13 protein-coding genes are annotated in these 19,539 nt (G+C 72.3%); 4 read left to right on the plus strand and 9 right to left on the minus strand.

The features are described from left to right. Window positions 1-43 precede the first annotated feature (43 nt). Entirely contained in the window at window positions 44-2,014 is a 1,971-nt protein-coding gene (locus RBJ65_RS20325; RefSeq protein ID WP_306324039.1) for an amino acid transporter, read from the plus strand. A gap of 59 nt (window positions 2,015-2,073) precedes the next feature. Here the strand turns inward: RBJ65_RS20325 and RBJ65_RS20330 are convergent, their stop codons facing one another. The 7 genes from RBJ65_RS20330 to RBJ65_RS20360 form a co-directional block, all read right to left on the minus strand. Beyond that, window positions 2,074-3,870: an NAD(P)/FAD-dependent oxidoreductase gene (locus RBJ65_RS20330; RefSeq protein WP_306324040.1), complete on the minus strand. Its 1,797-nt coding sequence runs from the start codon at window positions 3,868-3,870 to the stop codon at window positions 2,074-2,076. 72 nt (window positions 3,871-3,942) lie between these two features. Continuing rightward, window positions 3,943-4,989, minus strand: a complete 1,047-nt coding sequence (locus tag RBJ65_RS20335; protein WP_306324041.1) for a 2-oxoacid:ferredoxin oxidoreductase subunit beta — start codon at window positions 4,987-4,989, stop codon at window positions 3,943-3,945. Next, complete coding sequence (locus RBJ65_RS20340; protein ID WP_306324042.1) at window positions 4,982-6,853, minus strand: 2-oxoacid:acceptor oxidoreductase subunit alpha; 1,872 nt, start codon at window positions 6,851-6,853, stop codon at window positions 4,982-4,984. Before RBJ65_RS20340 ends, RBJ65_RS20335 begins: the two co-directional genes overlap by 8 nt. A gap of 115 nt (window positions 6,854-6,968) precedes the next feature. Then, the gene (fabF, locus tag RBJ65_RS20345; protein WP_306324043.1) at window positions 6,969-8,222 is read right to left on the minus strand and encodes a beta-ketoacyl-ACP synthase II; all 1,254 of its coding nucleotides are present in this window, start codon (window positions 8,220-8,222) and stop codon (window positions 6,969-6,971) included. Beyond that, entirely contained in the window at window positions 8,219-8,533 is a 315-nt protein-coding gene (locus tag RBJ65_RS20350) for an acyl carrier protein (protein WP_306324044.1), read from the minus strand. Before RBJ65_RS20350 ends, fabF begins: the two co-directional genes overlap by 4 nt. Further along, window positions 8,530-11,031, minus strand: a complete 2,502-nt coding sequence (locus RBJ65_RS20355; RefSeq protein ID WP_306324045.1) for an aminotransferase class III-fold pyridoxal phosphate-dependent enzyme — start codon at window positions 11,029-11,031, stop codon at window positions 8,530-8,532. Before RBJ65_RS20355 ends, RBJ65_RS20350 begins: the two co-directional genes overlap by 4 nt. Further along, on the minus strand, window positions 11,028-13,541 hold the full coding sequence (locus RBJ65_RS20360; RefSeq protein ID WP_306324046.1) for a hypothetical protein: 2,514 nt from the start codon (window positions 13,539-13,541) through the stop codon (window positions 11,028-11,030). The genes RBJ65_RS20355 and RBJ65_RS20360 overlap by 4 nt, the downstream gene beginning before the upstream one ends. Window positions 13,542-13,683: 142 nt before the next feature. Here RBJ65_RS20360 and RBJ65_RS20365 point away from each other — a divergent pair, with 142 nt between their 5' ends. After that, window positions 13,684-14,412, plus strand: coding sequence for an NUDIX domain-containing protein (locus RBJ65_RS20365; protein WP_306324047.1), 729 nt, complete (start codon window positions 13,684-13,686; stop codon window positions 14,410-14,412). 144 nt (window positions 14,413-14,556) lie between these two features. After that, window positions 14,557-15,267 (plus strand): transglutaminase family protein, encoded by a 711-nt coding sequence (locus RBJ65_RS20370; RefSeq protein ID WP_306324048.1) that lies wholly within the window; start codon window positions 14,557-14,559, stop codon window positions 15,265-15,267. Window positions 15,268-15,326: 59 nt separating this feature from the next. Here the strand turns inward: RBJ65_RS20370 and RBJ65_RS20375 are convergent, their stop codons facing one another. Continuing rightward, window positions 15,327-17,570, minus strand: a complete 2,244-nt coding sequence (locus tag RBJ65_RS20375; protein ID WP_306324049.1) for an MMPL family transporter — start codon at window positions 17,568-17,570, stop codon at window positions 15,327-15,329. 57 nt (window positions 17,571-17,627) lie between these two features. Beyond that, the gene (locus RBJ65_RS20380; RefSeq protein ID WP_306324050.1) at window positions 17,628-18,257 is read right to left on the minus strand and encodes a TetR/AcrR family transcriptional regulator; all 630 of its coding nucleotides are present in this window, start codon (window positions 18,255-18,257) and stop codon (window positions 17,628-17,630) included. A 77-nt stretch (window positions 18,258-18,334) separates the two neighbouring features. On the opposite strand from RBJ65_RS20380, the gene RBJ65_RS20385 reads away from it, so the two are divergent. Next, window positions 18,335-19,537 carry an MFS transporter gene (locus tag RBJ65_RS20385; RefSeq protein WP_306324051.1) on the plus strand — a complete coding sequence of 401 codons (1,203 nt, stop codon included), beginning with the start codon at window positions 18,335-18,337 and terminating at the stop codon, window positions 19,535-19,537. Window positions 19,538-19,539: the final 2 nt, after the last annotated feature.

Below are 19,539 nucleotides of genomic sequence, written 5' to 3' on the forward strand. Positions count from 1 at the left end.
TCCCAGACAGCCGCCCGAGTCGCCCAACAGGAAGCACCCGCACATGACCGGCATCCAGGCCGAGAGCCCTGCCGCCGCCCCCGCCACCACGAGCCGTTTCCGCTCCTGGCTGCTGGAGGGGCTCAGTGAGCAGACGGCCCGCCATCAGGGTCCGCACGGGCACGTTCCCGAGGAGCACAAGGGCCACAAGTGGTGGCGTGTGATGTGCCTGACGGGTGTGGACTACTTCTCCACGCTCGGGTATCAGCCCGGCATCGCGGCGCTCGCCGCCGGTCTGCTGTCGCCGCTCGCGACGCTCGTCCTGATCGCGCTGACGCTGCTGGGCGCGCTGCCGGTGTACCGGCGGGTCGCGAAGGAGTCGCCGCACGGCGAGGGTTCGATCGCGATGCTGGAGCGGCTGCTGCCCTGGTGGGCGGGGAAGCTGTTCGTGCTGGTGCTGCTCGGCTTCGCCGCCACCGACTTCATGATCACGATGACGCTTTCGGCGGCGGACGCGGCGGCGCACGTCGTGGAGAACCCGTTCGCTCCGGCCGGGCTGCACGGCGAGAACACCTGGATCACCCTCGCCCTGCTCGCGGCGCTCGGGGCGGTGTTCCTCAAGGGGTTCCGGGAGGCGATCCGGGTCGCCGTCGTCCTCGTCGGTGCCTATCTCGTCCTCAACATTGTCGTGCTGGTCACCGCGGCCGCCCATGTCTTCACCGAGCCGGTCAAGATCGGCAACTGGTGGGACGCGATGACGGCCGAGCACTCCTCACCGTTCATGATGATCGGCGTGGCGCTGCTGGTGTTCCCGAAGCTGGCGCTCGGCATGTCCGGCTTCGAGACCGGTGTGGCGGTGATGCCGCAGGTGCGGGGCGACTCCACGGACACGTACGCGAAGCCGAAGGGGCGCATCCGGGACACCCGAAAGCTGCTCACGACGGCCGCGCTGATCATGAGCGGGTTCCTGCTCCTGTCCAGCCTCGCCACGACGATCCTCATTCCGCAGCACGAGTTCGAGGCGGGCGGCTCGGCGAACGGGCGCGCGCTCGCGTATCTCGCGCACGCGTACCTGGGCGAGGGCTTCGGCACGGTGTACGACGTGTCGACGATCGCCATCCTGTGGTTCGCGGGCGCCTCCGCGATGGCGGGCCTGCTCAACCTGGTGCCGCGCTATCTGCCCCGCTACGGCATGGCGCCGGAGTGGACGCGCGCCGTGCGGCCGCTCGTCCTCGTCTTCATGGCGGCGGCCGTCTGCATCACGCTCTGGTTCAACGCGAACGTCGACGACCAGTCCGGCGCGTACGCGACGGGTGTGCTGGTCCTGATGCTGTCGGCGTCGTTCGCCTCGACGGTGGCGGTGCACCGGCGCGGGCACCGCAAGTCGACGGTCGGCTTCGGCGCGATCACGGCGGTCTTCGCGTACACCCTCGTCACGAACGTCGTGGAGCGGCCCGACGGCATCAAGATCGCCCTGATCTTCATCGCGGCGATCCTCATCACCTCCTTCGCCTCGCGCGTGCACCGCGCCTTCGAACTGCGCGCGGGCGCCGTCACGTACGACAGGACGGCGCTGCGGCTGATCGACGAGGCGGCGGCGCGGGGGCCGCTGCACATCATCGCGAACGAGCCGCAGGAGGAGACCAGGGACGACTACCGCGCCAAGGAGAGCTGCCAGCGCCAGGACACGCCCATGCCGGCGGACGGCCGGGTGCTGTTCCTGGAGGTCTTCATCCAGGACTCCTCCGACTTCACCGAGGACCTGCTGGTGCACGGCGACGAGAAGCACGGCGTGCGGCGCCTGCGCGTGCGCGGCCCCGGCGTCCCGAACACGGCCGCCGCCGTCCTCATGGACCTGCGCGAGCGCACCGGGCAGGTCCCGCACGCCTACTTCAACTGGACCGAGGGCCACCCCGTCGGCCACCTGCTGCGCTTCCTGGTGTTCGGCGACGGCGAGGTCGCCCCGGTCACCCGCGAGGTGCTGCGCCGCGCGGAACCGGACCCGCGGCGCCGCCCGCGCGTCCACGTCGGCTGAGCACGGGGCCGGGTCCGGGTCCGGGTCCGGGTCCGGGTCCGGGTCCGGGTCCGCTCGCCTCAGCGGCGGGCGCCGCGCAGACCCCTGCCGAGTTTGCGCAGCTTCCTGACGTTGGTGTCGGCGATGTCGTACAGCGTGCCCGCGCTGAGCAGGGCCAGCACCAGGCTGCCCGAGACCGCCATCACCGGCGGCCGGTACTCGGTGCCCGTGACCGAGGTGAAGCCGGGCTCCTTGACCGCCTTGAGGGTCAGGTCGGCCTTCGGCATGCGCTGGACGAAGGGGAGCTTCCAGACGCCGGGGAGGGCGGCGTAGGCGCGCATCGCGGCCTTGGTCGCGGGCAGCTCGACGCCGTTCTCCAGCCGCCACTTGGCCCGGTTCTCCAGGCCGCGGTGCCAGCGCTCCACGACGCCCGCGACCCGGTGCGGGTCGAGGTGGTGCCACGGCGCGGACTGGGACAGGTACATGCGCCGGGACAGTCCGGTGCGCAGCTTCACGTGCTCCGGGGTCTCGTCGGCGGTGACGCCCTCGGTCTCGATGAGCCAGCGGGTGGCACGGAACCGTCCGAGCATCGCGGCGCCGAAGACGGTGAGGTCGAGCAGGTGGTCGAGGATGAAGAAGCGGCTGTCGCCGATCGCCTCGCTGTACTTGGACCTGACCATGGATCGCATGATCCGCCAGTCCGCCGTGACGGCGCGGTTGACGTGCTCCAGGTAGGCGGTGTCCAGATTGCCGTCGCGGACGTCGCGTTCGGCGATGTTGGCGATGTGCCAGGAGGTCGTCATCGACAGCGAGAGGCCCTGGCTGTAGTAGGCGTCGATGATCGACGAGGCGTCGCCCACCATGGCGTACCGCTTCGGCGAGACGAAGGTGTCCGTGCAGTGCTGGACGTCCTTGAAGGCGCTGAACTCCAGCAGGTGGTCCTCGGTCAGCCAGTCGAGGATGGGGTAGCGGCGCAGCACCTTCCAGAAGACCTCGCGCGCGTTGCCCTCCTCGGGCTGCCGGTTGCGGTCGTAGGTGACGCCGACGCTCACCCGGTCCCCGGCCAGCCTGATGACCCAGATCCAGTACCCGGGGCCCCACAGGTGCAGGGTGTTGCGGTCGCGTTGGGCGGTGTCGCCGTCGGGGAAGTGGTAGGTCCACCGCTCGTCGAAGAGGTCGTCGGTGCAGTGCGAGAACTGTCCCCAGGCCGCGGTGGTGGCGAAGCCGGAGTCGAGCGGCAGGTCGTGGCCGAAGCGGCGGGCGAGCAGCCGGGCCCGGCCCGAGCAGTCGACGATCCACCGGGCGTCGATCCGGCCGCTCTCCTTGCGGTCGCGGGAGGCCCAGGTGAGGGTGTGGTCGGCGGTGTCCCTGCCGAGTGCGACCTCGCGTACGAGGCCGCGGTCCAGGAGGGTGACGCCCTCCGTCTTGCGGACCCGTTCGCGCAGTTCGGCCTCTATCTCGGGGCGGACGATCTGTGAGTCCTCGAACATCACGCGCGGGAACGCCGGGTTGACGGCCTTGTCGATCCAGTGCTGCGGCAGGTCGCTCTCGAAGCCCCACTCCGACACCGAGTCGTCGAAGCTGGTGCGGCCCTCCATTCCGTGGGCCATCCAGAAGCCCGCCTTGTGGAACGACTTCTGGAACGCCTCGTCCAGGTCGCCGAGGACGCGCAGGAAGGCGTTGGAGTAGATGAGGAGCGACTCGCCGACCTTGTAGCTGGCGAGCTGCTTCTCCGTGGGCTGGTCCACACAGACCACGGTCAGCCCGCGCTTGGCGTAGGCGAGCGCGTTGATCAGGCCGACGATGCCGGAACCGACCACGCACACGTCGGCACGGTGGTGTTCCCAGGGGGCGGCGTCGCGGTCGTTCGCGGGCATGGGCACTCCTTGGCTGGATGCGGCGCCGGCAGGGCTCCGGCGTGGGCGGTTCGGGCTGCGCTCTGCGGTGGGTCAGGCAACGGACCAGGTGTCGTTGCCGAGGAGCAGGGTGGCGAGGTCGCCGCCGCCGCGCTCGCCGACGGAGCGCTCCAACTGGGCGGCGAGCTCGGTGTCGTAGACGGGGCGCTCCACATCGCGCAGCACCCCGATCGGCGTGTGCCGCAGCGTGCCGGCGTCCGCGAGCCGGGACAGGGCGAACGCGGTGACGGGGGAAGCGGCGTGCGCGTCGTGGACGAGGATCCGCGCCTCGTTGGCGGGGGTGACGGTGTCGGCGTACACCTCGCCGCCGGGGCCGCGGAAGAGCCCCTGGTCGGCGAAGCGGACGGGGCTGCCGTGGGTGAGGCGTACGACGGCCCGGTCGCTGGTGGCGGGGTCCTTGAGCAGGTCGAAGGCGCCGTCGTTGAAGATGTTGCAGTTCTGGTAGATCTCGACGAGGGCGGTTCCCCGGTGGGCGGCCGCCGCGCGCAGCACCGAGGTCAGGTGCGCGCGGTCGGAGTCGATGGTGCGGGCGACGAAGGACGCCTCGGCGCCCAGCGCGAGCGAGAGCGGGTTCATGGGGGCTTCGAGGGAGCCGAGCGGCGTCGATTTGGTGATCTTGCCGGTCTCGCTCGTGGGGCTGTACTGGCCCTTGGTCAGGCCGTATATCCGGTTGTTGAAGAGGAGGATCTTCAGGTTCACATTGCGACGCAGCGCGTGGACGAGGTGGTTGCCGCCGATGGACAGCGCGTCGCCGTCGCCGGTGACGACCCACACGCTCAGGTCGGGGCGGGTCACGCTGAGGCCGGTGGCGATGGCGGGGGCGCGGCCGTGGATGGAGTGCATGCCGTACGTGTTCATGTAGTACGGGAAGCGGGAGGAGCAGCCGATGCCGGAGACGAAGACGAAGTTCTCGCGGGCGATGCCGAGTTCGGGCATGAATCCCTGTACGGCGGCCAGGACCGCGTAGTCGCCGCAGCCGGGGCACCAGCGGACCTGCTGGTCGGTCCGGAAGTCCTTGGCCTTCAGCGGGGCGGGGGCGGTGGGCAGGAGCGGCAGGGACAGGGGCGCGGCCTCAGTCATCGAGGGCCTCCTTGAGCACGAGGGCGAGGTCGGCCGACCGGAACGGCATGCCGTTGACCTGGTTGCGGGGGTAGGCGTCCACCAGGTATTCGGCGCGCAGCAGCAGGGCGAGCTGGCCGAGGTTCATCTCGGGCACGATGACCTTGTCGTAGGCCCGCAGCACCGTGCCGAGGTTGGCCGGGAAGGGGTTGAGGTGGCGCAGGTGTGCCTGGGCGATGCTGCCGCCGTCCGCGCGCACCCGCTGTACGGCGGCGGTGATCGGGCCGTAGGTGGAGCCCCAGCCGAGCACCAGCACCCGGGCCAGGCCCGTCGGGTCGTCGACCTCGATGTCGGGGACGGTGATGCCGTCGATCTTCGCTTGGCGGGTGCGGACCATGAAGTCGTGGTTGGCCGGGTCGTAGGAGATGTTGCCCGTGCCGTCCTGTTTCTCGATGCCGCCGATGCGGTGTTCCAGGCCGGGTGTGCCGGGGACCGCCCACGGTCGGGCGAGGGTGTGCGGGTCGCGCTTGTAGGGCCGGAAGACCTCGGTGCCGTCCTCTGTGGTGTGGTTCGGTCCGGTGGCGAACGGCACGCGCAGGTCGGGGAGTTCGTCCGGGCGCGGGACCCGCCACGGTTCGGCGCCGTTGGCCAGGTAGCCGTCGGAGAGCAGGAACACCGGGGTGCGGTAGGTGACCGCGATCCGGGCGGCCTCCAGCGCGGACGTGAAGCACTCGGCCGGTGTGGCGGGCGCGACGATCGGGACCGGGGCCTCGCCGTTGCGGCCGAACATGGCCTGGAGCAGGTCGGCCTGCTCGGTCTTGGTCGGCAGGCCCGTCGAGGGGCCGCCGCGCTGGATGTCGACGATCAGCAGCGGCAGTTCCATGGAGACGGCCAGTCCGATCGTCTCCGATTTCAGGGCCACTCCCGGGCCCGATGTGGTGGTGACGCCGAGCGCTCCGCCGTAGGCGGCGCCCAGGGCCGCGCCGATGCCGGCGATCTCGTCCTCCGCCTGGAAGGTCCGTACGCCGAAGTTCTTGTGCTTGCTCAGTTCGTGCAGGATGTCGGATGCGGGTGTGATGGGGTACGAGCCGAGGAACAGGGGCAGTCCCGCGCGTTCGGCGGCCGCGACCAGGCCGTAGGACAGGGCGAGGTTCCCGGAGATGTTGCGGTAGGTGCCGGTGGGGAGCGCGGCGGCGGCCACCTCGTAGGAGACGGCGAAGTCCTCGGTGGTCTCGCCGTAGTTCCAGCCGGCCCGGAACGCGAGCACGTTGGCCTCGGCGAGTTCCGGCTTCTTCGCGAACTTCTGCCGCAGGAAGCGCTCCGTGCCGCTGGTGGGCCGGTGGTACATCCACGACAGCAGACCGAGGGCGAACATGTTCTTGGCACGCTCGGCGTCCTTGCGGGCCAACGGGCTTGAGGCCAGGGCCTGGACGGTCAGCGTGGTGAGCCGCACCGGGTGGACGCGGTAGCCGTCGAGGGAGCCGTCCTCCAGCGGGTCGGCGCCGTAACCGACCTTCTGGAGCGCGCGTTTCGTGAACTCGTCGGTGTTCACGATGATTTCGGCGCCCGGCGGCAGGTCGGCGAGGTTCGCCTTCAGCGCGGCCGGGTTCATCGCCACCAGGACGTCGGGGGCGTCGCCGGGGGTGAGGATGTCGTGGTCGGCGAAGTGCAGTTGGAAGCTGGAGACGCCGGGGAGTGTGCCCGCGGGGGCGCGGATCTCGGCGGGGAAGTCCGGGAGCGTCGAGACGTCGTTGCCGAACGAGGCGGTCTCGGACGTGAAGCGGTCGCCGGTGAGCTGTATGCCGTCGCCGGAGTCGCCGGCGAACCGGATGACCACCCGGTCCAGCCGTCGGACCGGCTTGGGCCTGCTGACCATACTGACCATCGGTGGAGTTCCCCTCGCAGTGGACTCGGGCGGACGGACGCGCGGGTGGGTGGGTGGATGGATGCGGGCCGGCCCCGTCGGGGGGTTGAGGGGCCGGCCCGCGGCTCGTTGGGCCTCAGGCGGCCTCTGGGGGGCGGGTGAAGGCCAGGACGACGTTGTGTCCCCCGAAGGCGAACGAGTTGGACAGGACCGCGTCGACGGGCAGGTCGCGCGGTACGGCGCCGACCACGTCGAGGCCGAGGTCCTGGTCGGGTTCGGTGAGGTTGACGGTCGGCGGGACGACACCCGTGTCCAGCGACTGGACGGTGGCCACCGCCTCGATCGCGCCCGCCGCGCCGAGCGCGTGGCCCGTCATGGACTTGGGCGCGGTCACCGGCGTCCGGCGGGCGTACTCGCCGAGCGCCGTCCGCAGGGCCTTGGCCTCGGCGGCGTCGTTGTAGGTGGTGCCGGTGCCGTGCGCGTTGACGTACGAGATGTCCTCGGGCCGCAGCCGGGCCGAGCGCAGCGCCGCCTCGATGGCCCGCGCGGCGCCCGCGCCCTCCGGGTGCGGCGCGGTGACGTGGTGGGCGTCGGAGGACCTGCCGTAGCCGCGCAGTTCGGCCAGGACGCGGGCGCCGCGGGCGGTGGCGTGCGCGGCGGATTCCAGGACCAGGACCGCGGCTCCCTCGGCGAGGACGAAGCCGTCCCGGTCGGCGGCGAACGGGCGGCTCGCCCGCTCGGGCTCGTCGTTGCGGGTGGACAGGGCGCGGATCTTGGCGAAGCCGCCGACCATCATCGGGGTGACGGGCGCGTCCGCGCCGCCGGCGAGGACGACGTCGGCTTCGCCGCTGGTGATCATCTGGGCGGCGGTGATCAGCGCCTCGGCGCCGGAGGCGCAGGCGGTCACCACGGTGCTGCTGGGGCCGAGGATTCCGAGGTCGACACTGACGCGGCTCGCGGAGCCGTTGGCCATGCTCATGGGGATGAAGCGGGCGGCGAGCCGGCCGATGCCGCGGCTGTGCGCCGTGGCGGCGTTGCTCTCCCAGCTGTTGGTGCCGCCCGCGCCGGTGCCGAGGACGACGCCGATCCTGGCGCGGTCCTCGGCGGACAGGTCGAGTCCACTGTCCTCCAGGGCCAACTTTGCTGCCGCGAGGGCGAGTTGGGCCGTTCGGTCGGCCGTGGCGGCTTCCCGTCCTGTGAGGGTGAGTTCGGCGGGCAGGTCCACCTCGCCGGCGATCCGCACCGGCAGGTCGGCGGCGTCGAACCGGGAGATCCGCCGGACTCCGCTGACGCCCTTGAGCTGTCCGGCGTGGAAGTCCTCGGATCCCACGCCGATGGAGGTCACCGGGCCGAGCCCGGTCACCAGCACGCGCGGGTCGTCGGCGGTCACCGCACCGCCCCCGCGCCGGCGCCCGCGGTCGCTGCCGCTGCCGCTGCCGCGCCGCGAAGGTCGACCACATGGGCCACCACCTCGCCGACGGTCGACAGGCGTTGGGCGTCCTCGTCGTCGACGGGGGCGCCGAGGTTCTCCTCAAGGATGCTCACCAGCTCGACCAGGTCGAGCGAGTCCATGCCGAGGTCCTCGCGGAGCCGGGCGTCGTGGGTGACCTCCTCGGGGAGCAGGCCGAGGCGCTCGCACAGGAGGCCGGTCATCTGGTCGAGGACCTGCTCGCTGGTCTCGGGGTGGGGGGCTGGATTCACTGGGGCCGCCTTGGGTCGTGGAATTCGGTGTGCAGGGCGAAGTCCTGGCAGACGGCCTCGATCGCGCCGACGAATCGGTCGGCCTCGGCCGTGCTCAGCAGCAGGGGCGGCTGGATGCGCAGGACGCGGTTGCTGTTGGCCGTGACGAAGGTCAGGATCCGGTGGTCCCGGGCGAGTTGGGCGACGAAGCGCAGGCACATGAGGTCGCCGAGGGAGGACTCGACGGCCTGCCCGGCCCGGCGTACCGCGTCGCGCACCTGGTCGGGCAGCCAGTCCACGAGGGTGCGCAGGTCGCCCGGGAGCCGGGTGAGCGCCTCGTCGGCCAGCGCGCGGGCGGCGCCGGAGAAGTCCCCGTCGAACTCGATGGCGTTCATCAGTCCGATGCCGCGCACCTCGCGGACGAAGGAGTGGGGTGCGCAGACCTCGCGCAGCTGTTCGCGCAGTCGGGTGCCGACGGTACGGGCCCGTTCGGGGAGCCGCTCGGCGGTCAGGGTGTCAAGGGTGGCGAGGCCGACGGCGGCCGCGAGGTTGCCGCCGCCGAACGTGGAGGAGTGCAGCATGGCCCGGTCGGTGCTTCCGTAGGCGCTGTCCCACAGCTCGGTGCGGACGAGGGTCGCGGCCAGCGGAACGAGGCCGCCGGAGAGCGACTTGGCGACGCACAGGACGTCCGGTTCGAGGCCGTCGTGCTCGGCGGCGAACACCGCGCCGGTGCGGCCGAGGCCGGTCTGTATCTCGTCCAGCACGAACGCCGCGCCCGCCCGTCGGCACAGTCGCTGCGCCTCGGCCAGGTATCCGGGCGGCGGCAGGACGACACCGCCCTCCCCCTGGACGGGTTCCAGGATCAGCGCGGCGGCGCCGTCGAGCGCCGCGGCGAGCGCCTCGGTGTCGCCGTACGGCACGGCGACACAGTCGGGCAGCAGCGGGCGGAAGGCCGAGGTGTGGCCGCTGCGGCCGGTCACCGAGAGGGCGCCGAGGGTCTTGCCGTGATAGCTGTTCTCGGCGTACACGAGCCGGGTGCGGCCGGTGCCGGCCCGCGCCACCTTCAGCGCGGCTTCGACGGCTTCCGCCCCGGAGTTGGAGAAGAAGACCCGGTCGAGGCCGGGGGGCGCCAGGTGGCTGAGGCGTTCCGCGAGTTCCGCGGTGTGCGCGGGCATGGAGACGTACTGCACGAAGGTGGGCGCGCCGTCGTCGAGGAAGCCGCGCAGCGCCGCGGTGACGGCCGGGTGGTTGTGGCCGAGGTTGAGGCAGCCGTACCCGGCGACGAAGTCGAGGTAGTCGGTGCCGTCCTCGGTGGTGAGGGTGCAGCCCTGGGCGCGGGTGAAGACCCGGTCCATGCCGTGGGCGGCGAACAGCCGGGCCATCGGCGGGTTGACGTGGCCGCGGAAGCGGCGCGCCGTCTGTGCGGTGCGGTTCGGTGGCGGGGTGCGGCGCGGCGCGGCGTGGCGGGCGAGCCGGTCGAAGTGCTCCTCGTCGACGATCCGCCCGAAGCTCGCGAGCGGCGTCGGCAGGAAGCCGTGCTTGGCGGCGAGTTCGCCGATGGTGCGGATCCGGTCGAGGTCGAGTTCGCGGCCGAGCGAGAAGGGTTCGGCGCGCTCTTCGAGGGCGAGCACGATGGTCTCCGCGAGGCAGCCGTTGAGCTGCTGGGCGGGCGCGGGCAGGGTGCCGTCGCCGAGCCGGACGGCGTCGGTCGCGCTGACAAGGCCCGCGTCGATCACGAGTACGTCGTGTGCGTCGGGCGGAGCCGCAGCGACGTCGCGGGGCAGCGCGACGTCGACCACGACCGAACCGGGGCGCATCCGGGCGGCGTTCAGGGCGCCCCCGGTGGAGGAGGCGCTGACGTAGAGCCGGGGTGTGTCGTACAGCGGGGCCGGGTCGTCGTGCAGGGTGACCCGGGTGCGCTCGTCCGGTTCCAGGTAGCGCAGCAGGGACGCGTCGGTGCGGGTGCCGGGGCGGCGAACCAGGTCGAGTTCGTAGCCGTCGGCGAGCAGCAGCCGGGTCATCGCCAGGCCGATGGAGCCGGGGTAGCCGACGACGGTGAGGCGGGCTTCGCCCGGGCCCCGGCCGAGCCGTTCGGCGCAGTGCCGGACCGCGGCGAGGGCGGCGTAGGTGGTCAGGGAGTTGCCGCTGGTGACGGCGGTGTCGACGGTCTTGGCCGTCCACAGGCCGCGGTCGCCGACGATGGAGGTGGCCCCGCCGAGGCCGATCAGCCGGGCGCCCTCGTCGCGCAGCGCGGCGGCCTCGGCGGCGACCAGTTCCCTGGCGGCGTTCGGGCGGCGCAGCAACTGTTCGGCGGTGTGCGGAAGTTGGCGGACCATGCCGGAGCAGCGGGCGCCGAGGGCGGACGTGAGGGTGAAGGGCGGCAGTGCGACGTGGTGGCGGGCGGCTCCGGTGCGGGGTGTGCCGCGGTGGGCGTCGAGCAGCCGGCCGAGCAGGTCGGTGCCGCGGACCTGGTTGCGGTGGCCCGCGCCGACGGCGTGGGCGAGGAAGCCGAACCTCATCGGGTGCCTCCGGTGGCACTGGGCGTACGGGTCAGGGCGAAGGTGAGTTCGGGGAGGGTGTCGCGCTGCCAGCCGAGTTGGGACAGCAGGCTGAGTCCGTCGCCTTCGTTGTTGTGCGTGACGGGCACGGCGAAGAGGTTCACCGTCGAGCGGCGCAGGAGGGCGTCGCGCAGTGTCGCGGGGTCGACGTCGTCGAGCCTGCGACGGACCACGGTGAGCGGGCCGAAGGTCTCCTCGCCGTCCTCGGGAAGCAGGTGCAGCACCCGGGTCTGCTGTCCCGCGGCGGCCGCGTGCCGGCCTTCGCGATAGGTGCGGATCATGGAGTGGCCGCCGTCGATCAGCTGGAAGACGCTGAGGTTGCCCTGGAGCCGGTGCCCGTCGAAGCAGACCTGCTGGATCAGGGTGGGCAGGATGTCCGGTACGAGGGCGGTGGCGCCGTCGCCGATGAAGGCGAGGGTGTTGCCGGGCCTGGTGAGGGCGATGGCGGGCACCGCCTGGAGGGCGTCGCCCATCAGCGCGCGGCCGTACCAGCCGGAGAAGCCGGGTCCGGTGCGGGGCAGGTTGCGGATGGCGGAAAGACCGCCGCGTCCGACGTCGTACACACCGGTGTACGTGTAGTCGTGCCGGCCGATCAGTTCGTCCAGGACCCTGGCGAGCCGGTGGTGGAAGTAGTTGAGGCTCATCGGCCGCACGGGCAGTCCGTGCAGGACGTCCGAGGCGGAGTCGGCGGTCTCGGCGAGCGCGCGGCGCCGGGCGGCGAGCAACTCGGGGGCCACGTCGAGGCGTTCGCGGACGGCGCTCAGGAAGCCGAGGGCGTCGGCGTGGACGTGGTGGTCGGCGAACGGGGCGAGGTGCGCGGCCTCGTGGGTGACCTGGACGATGCGCAGGGAGCGGCGCAGCGCCCTCGGGGAGAACGGGGTGGCCGCTTCGGCGATGCGGCTCTTGACGAAGAAGAGGCACTGTTCGTCGCGGGGCCGCGGGCGTCCTTCGTGGTGCAGGAAGGCGTGCACCCGGGCCGAGTACCCGTACAGGCCGAGGGTGCCGAGGTATTCGGGGACGGTGCGGCCGTCGCTGTGGCGGGAGACGGAGCCGGGGCGGGTGAGGCTGTCGGCCAGGCCGATGCCGCCGGCCGCGGCGATCTCGTGGACCAGGGAGCGCTCCGTGCCGGTGAGCGGTCCGAGCTGCCACAGCACCCGCTCGGGGCCGTGGTTGAGCAGGTCGACGACGGGCCCGATGGCGTCCTCTGTGACGGTCGCCCGGGGCGCGGGCTGCGGGGGCGCCGGGGCTCGCAGGGGGGCGCCGGTGGCTTCCAGCACCTCGGCCGTGGCGAGCAGGACGACCGGGCCGAGGCCCTCGTCGTACGCGGCGAACGCCTCGGCCAGGTCGGCGTCGAGCCGGTTCGGGTCGTCGAGGTGGACGTACGGGACGCGGCGGGCGCGCAGGACGTCGCGGGAGTCCTCGGCGGAGTGCACGGTGCCCTGGAAGGGGTACCAGGTGTCCGCGCGGGAGTCGGCGCACACGATGAGGCAACGGGCGCGGGCCTCGCGGAGGTTGGCGAGCGTGCCGCGGAACTCGTCCACCATGCCGCTGGTGACGACGACGAGGGCGGGCGCGCCGTCCAGTTGCCACCGGGCGAGCGCGGCGCAGGCGAGGCTGTGCTCGCTCGGGCCGCGCAGCACGGGGTTGCCGGCGTCGGCGGCGCGGCGTTCCAGTTCGGCGATGAGCCCGGAGACCACCGAGCCGGTGTAGTAGTGCAGCCCCCAGGCGGCTTCGGACCGGGAGTCCCCGGACCGCGAGTCTCCGGACCGCGAGTCTCCGGACCGGGAGTCTCCGGACCGCGAGTCGAGGAAGTCGGCGAGCGCGCCCGCGAGTACGGGAGGTGCGGTGCGGGCGGAGGCGCGCACCGCACCCTTGGCGTGCCGGGTCTGGATCACGTCGGTGAAGGCGCAGATCAGGTCGGCGGCCAGCACCCAGTCGCGGTCCGGGAGCCGTCGGCGGCTGTACGGCTCGGCGATCCGGGCGCGCGGCTCGGGCGCCTCGTCGTAGATGTGCACGGTGTACGGGGATGCCTCGAAGCCGATGTGCGCGGGCAACTCGGCTCGCAGCGCGTCGAGTTCCTCGGTGAGGGTGCTGCCCAGGGGGCCCGCGCAGACTCCGGCCGCCGCGGCGTCGACCAGGACCAGGGCGAGCGTGGTGGCTCGCGCGGTGTCGGCCGCGGCGGCCCTGCTCAGCGGTGCTCCCGCTGCGGCGAGGGTCTCGGCGCCGCACACGGTGAGCGCGGCGTGCGGCAGCGCCCGGTCGAGGTAGCGCCGGGAGCGGTCGCGGGTGCGCCGGTAGGGCTCGGGCCAGTCACCGGTGTCGTACGGCAGCGCGGCGGTGGTCAGAGTCCGCTCCGAGCGGTCGACGAGGTCGCCGAAGGCGGCGGCGACGGCGCGTTGGAAGGCCGGGCGTTTGCCCACCGCCACGATCAGGAAGTGCGGCGGCATGGTGCTGCCGCTCCCGCTGTCCACTGTCCGATTCCCCCCAACTGGTACGCCGTTGCTCTCCGGGAGTGTGCGTGGACGTCCCTGGAGTCGCTCTGCATGTCTTCTGGAGGCGCCGGGGGACGGCGGTTCGGTTGTGGGACGCTCGGGGCACCGTGAGGAGGGGCATGTGGAACGGCAGCGGGTACGGGAGTTGCGGCGGCGGATCGGGTATCCCGATGTGCCGGTTCCGGCGGTCCGTGACTGGTTCACCCTGGGGGCGGGGTACGCGCCGGTGGAGTACGAGGCGCCGTCGGTGCCGGAGCCGGAGCGGGATCTCGCGGCGGTGTGGCGGCGGGCGGCGCGGCTGACCTGTCATCCGCTGCTGCTGCGGGACGGGGTGAGCGGCCGGCCGCTGAGTCCCGCCGGTCCCACGGGGATCACCGGCCGTGGCCGGCTGCACCGGCTCGGCCCGAACCCGACGGCCGACGCCGTGCTGACCCAGGGTACGAACGCCGAGGTGAGGGTGCTGCTGGTGCGGCGGCGCGACACGGGCCAGCTGGCCTTCCCCGGCGGCTTCCGGGAGACGGATCCGGTCACCGGCGCCGTGGAGGATCCGGTGCGGGCGGCGCTGCGCGAGGCGGCGGAGGAGACCGGGGTGCGGGTGCGCGGCGGGGCGGTGCGGCTGCTGCACCAGGGGGTCGCGCACTGGTCGGTGCGGAACACGGACAACGCCTGGATCGAGAACACCGCGATCCATGTCCGGCTGCCACCGGCCCCCGGCGGGCCCCCTCCGGTCGAGGGCCGCGACGACGCGCTCAGCGCGGGCTGGTTCCCGGTCCGTGACGTCGAAACGGAATCGCTCAGCGCCGCGCACGCCGCCACTTTGCGCCGACTGCGCCGCGCCCTCGACGGCTGATCCGAGCAATACAGGAGTCGCTCCACTCGCGAACGAGGGCCTCAACTAGGACTCCGGTCGAGTCCTAGTGATGGGTGGTCAGCGGTGGATGCGCTTCGTCCGTTCCTTCAAGAGTCCTGGTACTGCGACGCTTCCGAGCCGCGCGTGCGTCGGCTGGCCGTCGAACTGCACGCGGGCCGGGACCCCAGGGAGACGGCGGTGGCCGCGTTCCACCACGTACGCGACGGGATCCGCTACCGCATAGGCGACTGGCAGCAGACGGCGTCGCAGACCCTCGAACTCGGCGAGGGCACCTGTACCAACAGCGCCAACCTGCTGGTGGCGCTGTTGCGTTCGGTGGGCATCCCGGCCGGGTACGGCGTCATGCGGGTGCGCGGCCGGGAGTACTTCGGGCCGATCGCGCTGCCCCGGCTCGCCCGGATGGTGAGCGAGGTCAGTCGGCACGTGTACGCGTGTGTGCACCTGGACGGGCGCTGGGTGCGCTGCGATCCGTCCGACGATCTGGCGCTCTCGCTCGGCTCGGCGCACCTCAACCCGCAGAGCAGACCGGTCGAGTGGGACGGCGAGCGGGACGCGGTGCTGCACCTGGACGCCGACCACATCCAGGAGGACGTGGTTCCGGTCGCGGACATCTCCGCGCTGATGGCCAAGCGGATGCGGCGTACGCTCCGCCTCACGGTGCGCCTCGGCAATCTGTACATGGACTTCCTGCGGGAGCACGGGGCGCGGATGCGCACCACCGAGGAGGCGGACAAGCACTTCACGGCCTGGCTGCGGGACCATCACCCGACCCTGCACCTGCTGTACCGGGCGCTGCCCGAGGGCAGTTCGCCGGCCGAGCCCGCTCTGAGGTGAACGCTCCCCCACGGCCGGGCGGTCGGGCGGCTCGGGCCGCCCGGCCGCCCGGCGCGTACTCAGCCGTCCTTGAGGCCGAACTTGCGGTGCAGCTTCTTCAGGGGCTTCGGCGCCCACCAGTTGACGTGGCCGAGCAGCCGCATGGCCGCGGGCACCAACAGGCCCCGCACCAGCGTCGCGTCGACCAGGACGGCGAGCGCGAGTCCCGCGCCGAGCAGCTTGAGGATCGACAGCTCGGAGGTGGCGAGGGCGCCCAGCACGATGGCGACGATCAGTGCGGCAGCGGTGATCAGCCGTCCGGTGCGCTCCATGCCGAAGGCGACGGCGCGCGTGTTGTCGCCGGTGGCGAGGTACTCCTCGCGGATGCGCGAGAGCAGGAAGACGCTGTAGTCCATGGAGAGGCCGAAGGCGACGCAGAACATCAGGATCGGCACTGTGACCTCCAGTTGGCCGGTGTGTACGAAGTCGCCGACCAGCCACTTGAGATGGCCGTCCTGGAAGACGTACACCATGGCACCGAAGGACGCCGTGAGGCTCAGTGTGTTCAGTACGAGCTGCTTGATCGGGATGATCACGCTGCCGGAGAACAGGAACAGCAGCACGAACATGCTGATCGCGATGATCGCGCCGGCCCACGGCAGTCGGTCGCTCAGGCTCTCCTTGGTGTCGACCTGGGTGGCGGCGTCCCCGCCGACCAGGACGGTCCCCGGAGCGTCCACGGCCCGCACCGCGCGGACGTAGTCCTCGCCCGCGGCGGAACCGGCGTCGCGGTCGGACACCACGGACAGCCAGGTGCCACCGTCGCCGCGGAACGCCGCGGCCGCTTCGCCCGGACCCGCGGCGCGGCTTCCGTCGGCGTAGGTGCCTGCGGCGCTGTCCACCCGGACCGTGCCGGGCAGCGCCGACAACCGCTGTGCGTAGGCGGCGACTTCGCCGCTGCCGGGGTCGAGGTCGGGGGCGACGACCATGACGGGCGAGGTCTGCGCGTCCCTGAACTCCTGCCGGATCGTGTCGGAGGCCACCTGGGACGCCGCGCCGCGGGGCAGCACCCGGTCGTCCATCAGGGCGAACCGCGCCTGGGTGAACGGCAGGGCGAGCGCGGCGAGGGCGATCGCGACGGTGGCCCCGACGACCAGGGGGCGGCGCATGACGGCGAGGGCGAGGCGGTGCCACAGTCCTCGCTCCGGGCTGCGGGCCCCGGGCAGCTTGCGGCGCAGCGGGGCGAAGACGTCCCACTTGTCGATGCGGTGCCCGATGAGCGCGAGCAGCGGGGGCATGAGCAGGACCGTGGCGGTGGCGGCGATGACGACGACCACGATTCCGGCGTAGGCGAGCGAGCGCAGGAAGTAGATCGGGAAGACCAGCAGGGCGGCCAGCGAGAGGGCGACGGTGACGGCGGAGAACAGCACCGTCCGGCCGGCTCTGCGCAGGCTCGCCGCGATCGCCTCGGTGACCTCGCGGCCGGCCGCGAGTTCCTCGCGGTACCGGGTGACGACGAACAGGCTGTAGTCGACGGCGAGTCCGAAGCCGAGGGCCGTGGTGATGTTCAGCGCGAAGATGGACACCGAGGTGGTCTCGGCCAGCAGGCGCAGCACGGCGTACGTGCCGACCACGGACACCAGGCCGACCAGCGCGGGCACCAGCGCGGCGACGACCGAGCCGAACGTGGCGAGCAGGATCAGCAGGGTCAGCGGCGCGGCCAGCAGTTCGGCGCGGGTCAGGTCGGTGGCGCTCTGTTCGTCGGCCTCGGCGTTGATCTGGGCAAGGCCGGTGGCCTTCACGTCGAGCGGTCCCTGACGGCCGGTCACTTCGGGCACCAGGTCGGTGACGAGGTGGTGCACGTGGTTGTCGTCGCCGCCGAGCCTGATCAGGACGAGGCCGGTCCGCTTGTCGTCGGAGCGGAGCTGCCGGTCGCCGGAGGTCCAGTAGGACTGCGCGTAGACCACGCCTTCGGTGCGGGCTATGCGCTCCGTGAGCTCGCGGCCCGCGTTCGCGGCCGCGGCCTTGTCGACTCCGTCGTCGGAGCGGGCGACGAGGACGACGTTGGGTGCGCCGGCCTTGAACCGGTCGGCGAGCATGCGGTCGGCCTGAACGGCCTCGGCGCTGCTGGGTGTGTAGCCGCCGGCGGACAGCTTGCTCTCGGTGTCGGCGCCGAGTACCGCGGCGGCGGCCGCGATCAGCGCGACGAGCAGCATGGCGATGCGTCTGCGATCGGCCAGGCGACGCGCGAGCGTCGCCAGGCGGCCGGTCACCGGCTCCGGCCCGGCACCGGTTCGGGTGCGGGTTTCTGTGGTCGTGGACATGACTTCCTCACGTCATGGTGGCCGCCACGGCGACGCCGTGGCGTACGAGACCACGGCTCAGCGCCCCGCCAGGAGATGGCCGCACAGGTCCTGATGGACCCAGCTCTCCCACTGCGCCGGGGACCAGCCGCGTTCGGTGACAAACAGGTGGTAGACCTCGGGGCCGAGCACGACGTAGCAGGTGTCGACGGCGCGGTCGATGTCGAGGTCCTCGGCGAGGGCCCCCTTCTCGGCCAGGACCTCGACGAAGCGCCGCTGGACCATCCGGCGCTGCTCCTTGTTCGTCTCCCACAGCTCCGCTCCGTTGCCGCTGCTGATGACGGCGTTGCGGAGCACTTCGAGCAGCGGGACGACCCGCTCGTTGATGACCCGGGTCATGCCGGCCAGCGCGCGCACCAGCTCGCGGGGGTCGTCGAGGGACAGGGCCTCGACGACCTGCGGACGCTCCAGCGTCGGCACGGGATCGTCGTCCCCCGCCACGTGCAGGTCGATCAGCTCCTTGAGGATCTGCTCCTTGTTCCCGAAGGAGAAGTAGATCGTCTGCACCGCGACGCCGGACTCCTGCGCGATCGATTCGATCGTGGTGAGGCCGTAGCCGTGCCGCACGAAGAGCTTCATCGCGGCGTCGAGCATCTTCCGCCGGGTCTGCTGGGAGCGGAGTCGTCGCCCGTCAATCCGGTTCGCCATGAGGTCCCATCTGTTTTCTGTACTAGAACTCTAGAGTGCGACACCAGAATTGCACGCCTCAACGGAGGGACGCAACCATGACGCTCAGTTCCACCAAGACCGGACCGGCCGACGGCACCCGAGCCCCTCGCCCTCTTGTCCCCGTCCTCACGGGCGGCATGGGCCTGTCCATGCTCGCGCTCTACGCGACCGGGGCCCTGGGGCCGTTCATCGTGGCAGACCTCGGAATCTCACGCTCCGCGCTCGGGCTGCTGCCGGCCGCCGCGTTCGCCGTCGCCACCGCGGCCTCCCTGTACGCCGGGCACCTGACCGATCTGCTCGGCGGCCGCCGCGCGTTCCTCGCGCTCGTGGCCTTACTGGCGGCCGTCTTCGCGCTCCTGGCCGCCAGCCACACCTACCCCCTGCTGCTCGCCGCACTGGCTCTGGCCGGGCTGCCCCAGGCCCTGGCCAACCCCTCCACCAACCGCCTGATCGCCGCCCACGTCCCGGCTTCGCGGCGCGCGGAGGCGGTGGGCGTCAAGCAGTCCGGCATACCGATCGCGACGCTGCTCACCGGCCTCGTACTGCCGCCCCTCGCCGAGGCCCTGTCCTGGCGGGCCGCGGTCGCGCTCGTCATTCCGGTCATGCCGGCCATGGCCCTTCTCGCCCTCCGCGTCCTCCCCCGCGACCCCGCCCCCACCGGACCCTTGCGCTTCGGACTGCCGCACCCGCCGAACGCGGCCACCCGCTGGCTGATGGCGTACTCGCTGTTCTTCGGCTGCGGGCTGGCCCCGCTCAGCACCTATCTGCCGCTCTACGCGCACCAGCACCTGGGCATGGGCGAGACCCAGTCCGGCGCGCTGATCTCGGCCATCGGCGCGGCGGGCATCGCCACCCGCGTCATGTGGACCCGCTTCAGCGACCGGCTGACGGACACCCCCGTCCCCCTGCTCGGCCTGGCCGTGACGGCGCTCGCGTGCACAGCCCTGATCCCGGCGGCCACGCACGGCGGCTGGCTCGTCTGGGTGGGCGCCCTCGGCGTCGGCGGCTGCGGGGCGGCGGCCACCGCCGTGTCGATGGTCGCGGTGACCCACGGCAGCGGCTACGGGCAGACGGGCCACGCCTCCGCGCTGGTGTCGATGGGGTTCTTCGGCGGCTTCGTGGTCGGCCCGGTCACCTTCGGACTGCTCGCGGACGGCCCCTTGGGGTTCGGCGGCGCGTGGACCTTCGCGGGTACGGCGTTCGCCCTGGCGCTGACCTGCGCGTGGGTCGGCCGGCGCACCTTGCGGGCGGCGATCTGACC

This window comes from Streptomyces sp. KL109B (genome assembly GCF_030766935.1).
Taxonomy (GTDB): Bacteria; Actinomycetota; Actinomycetes; order Streptomycetales; family Streptomycetaceae; genus Streptomyces.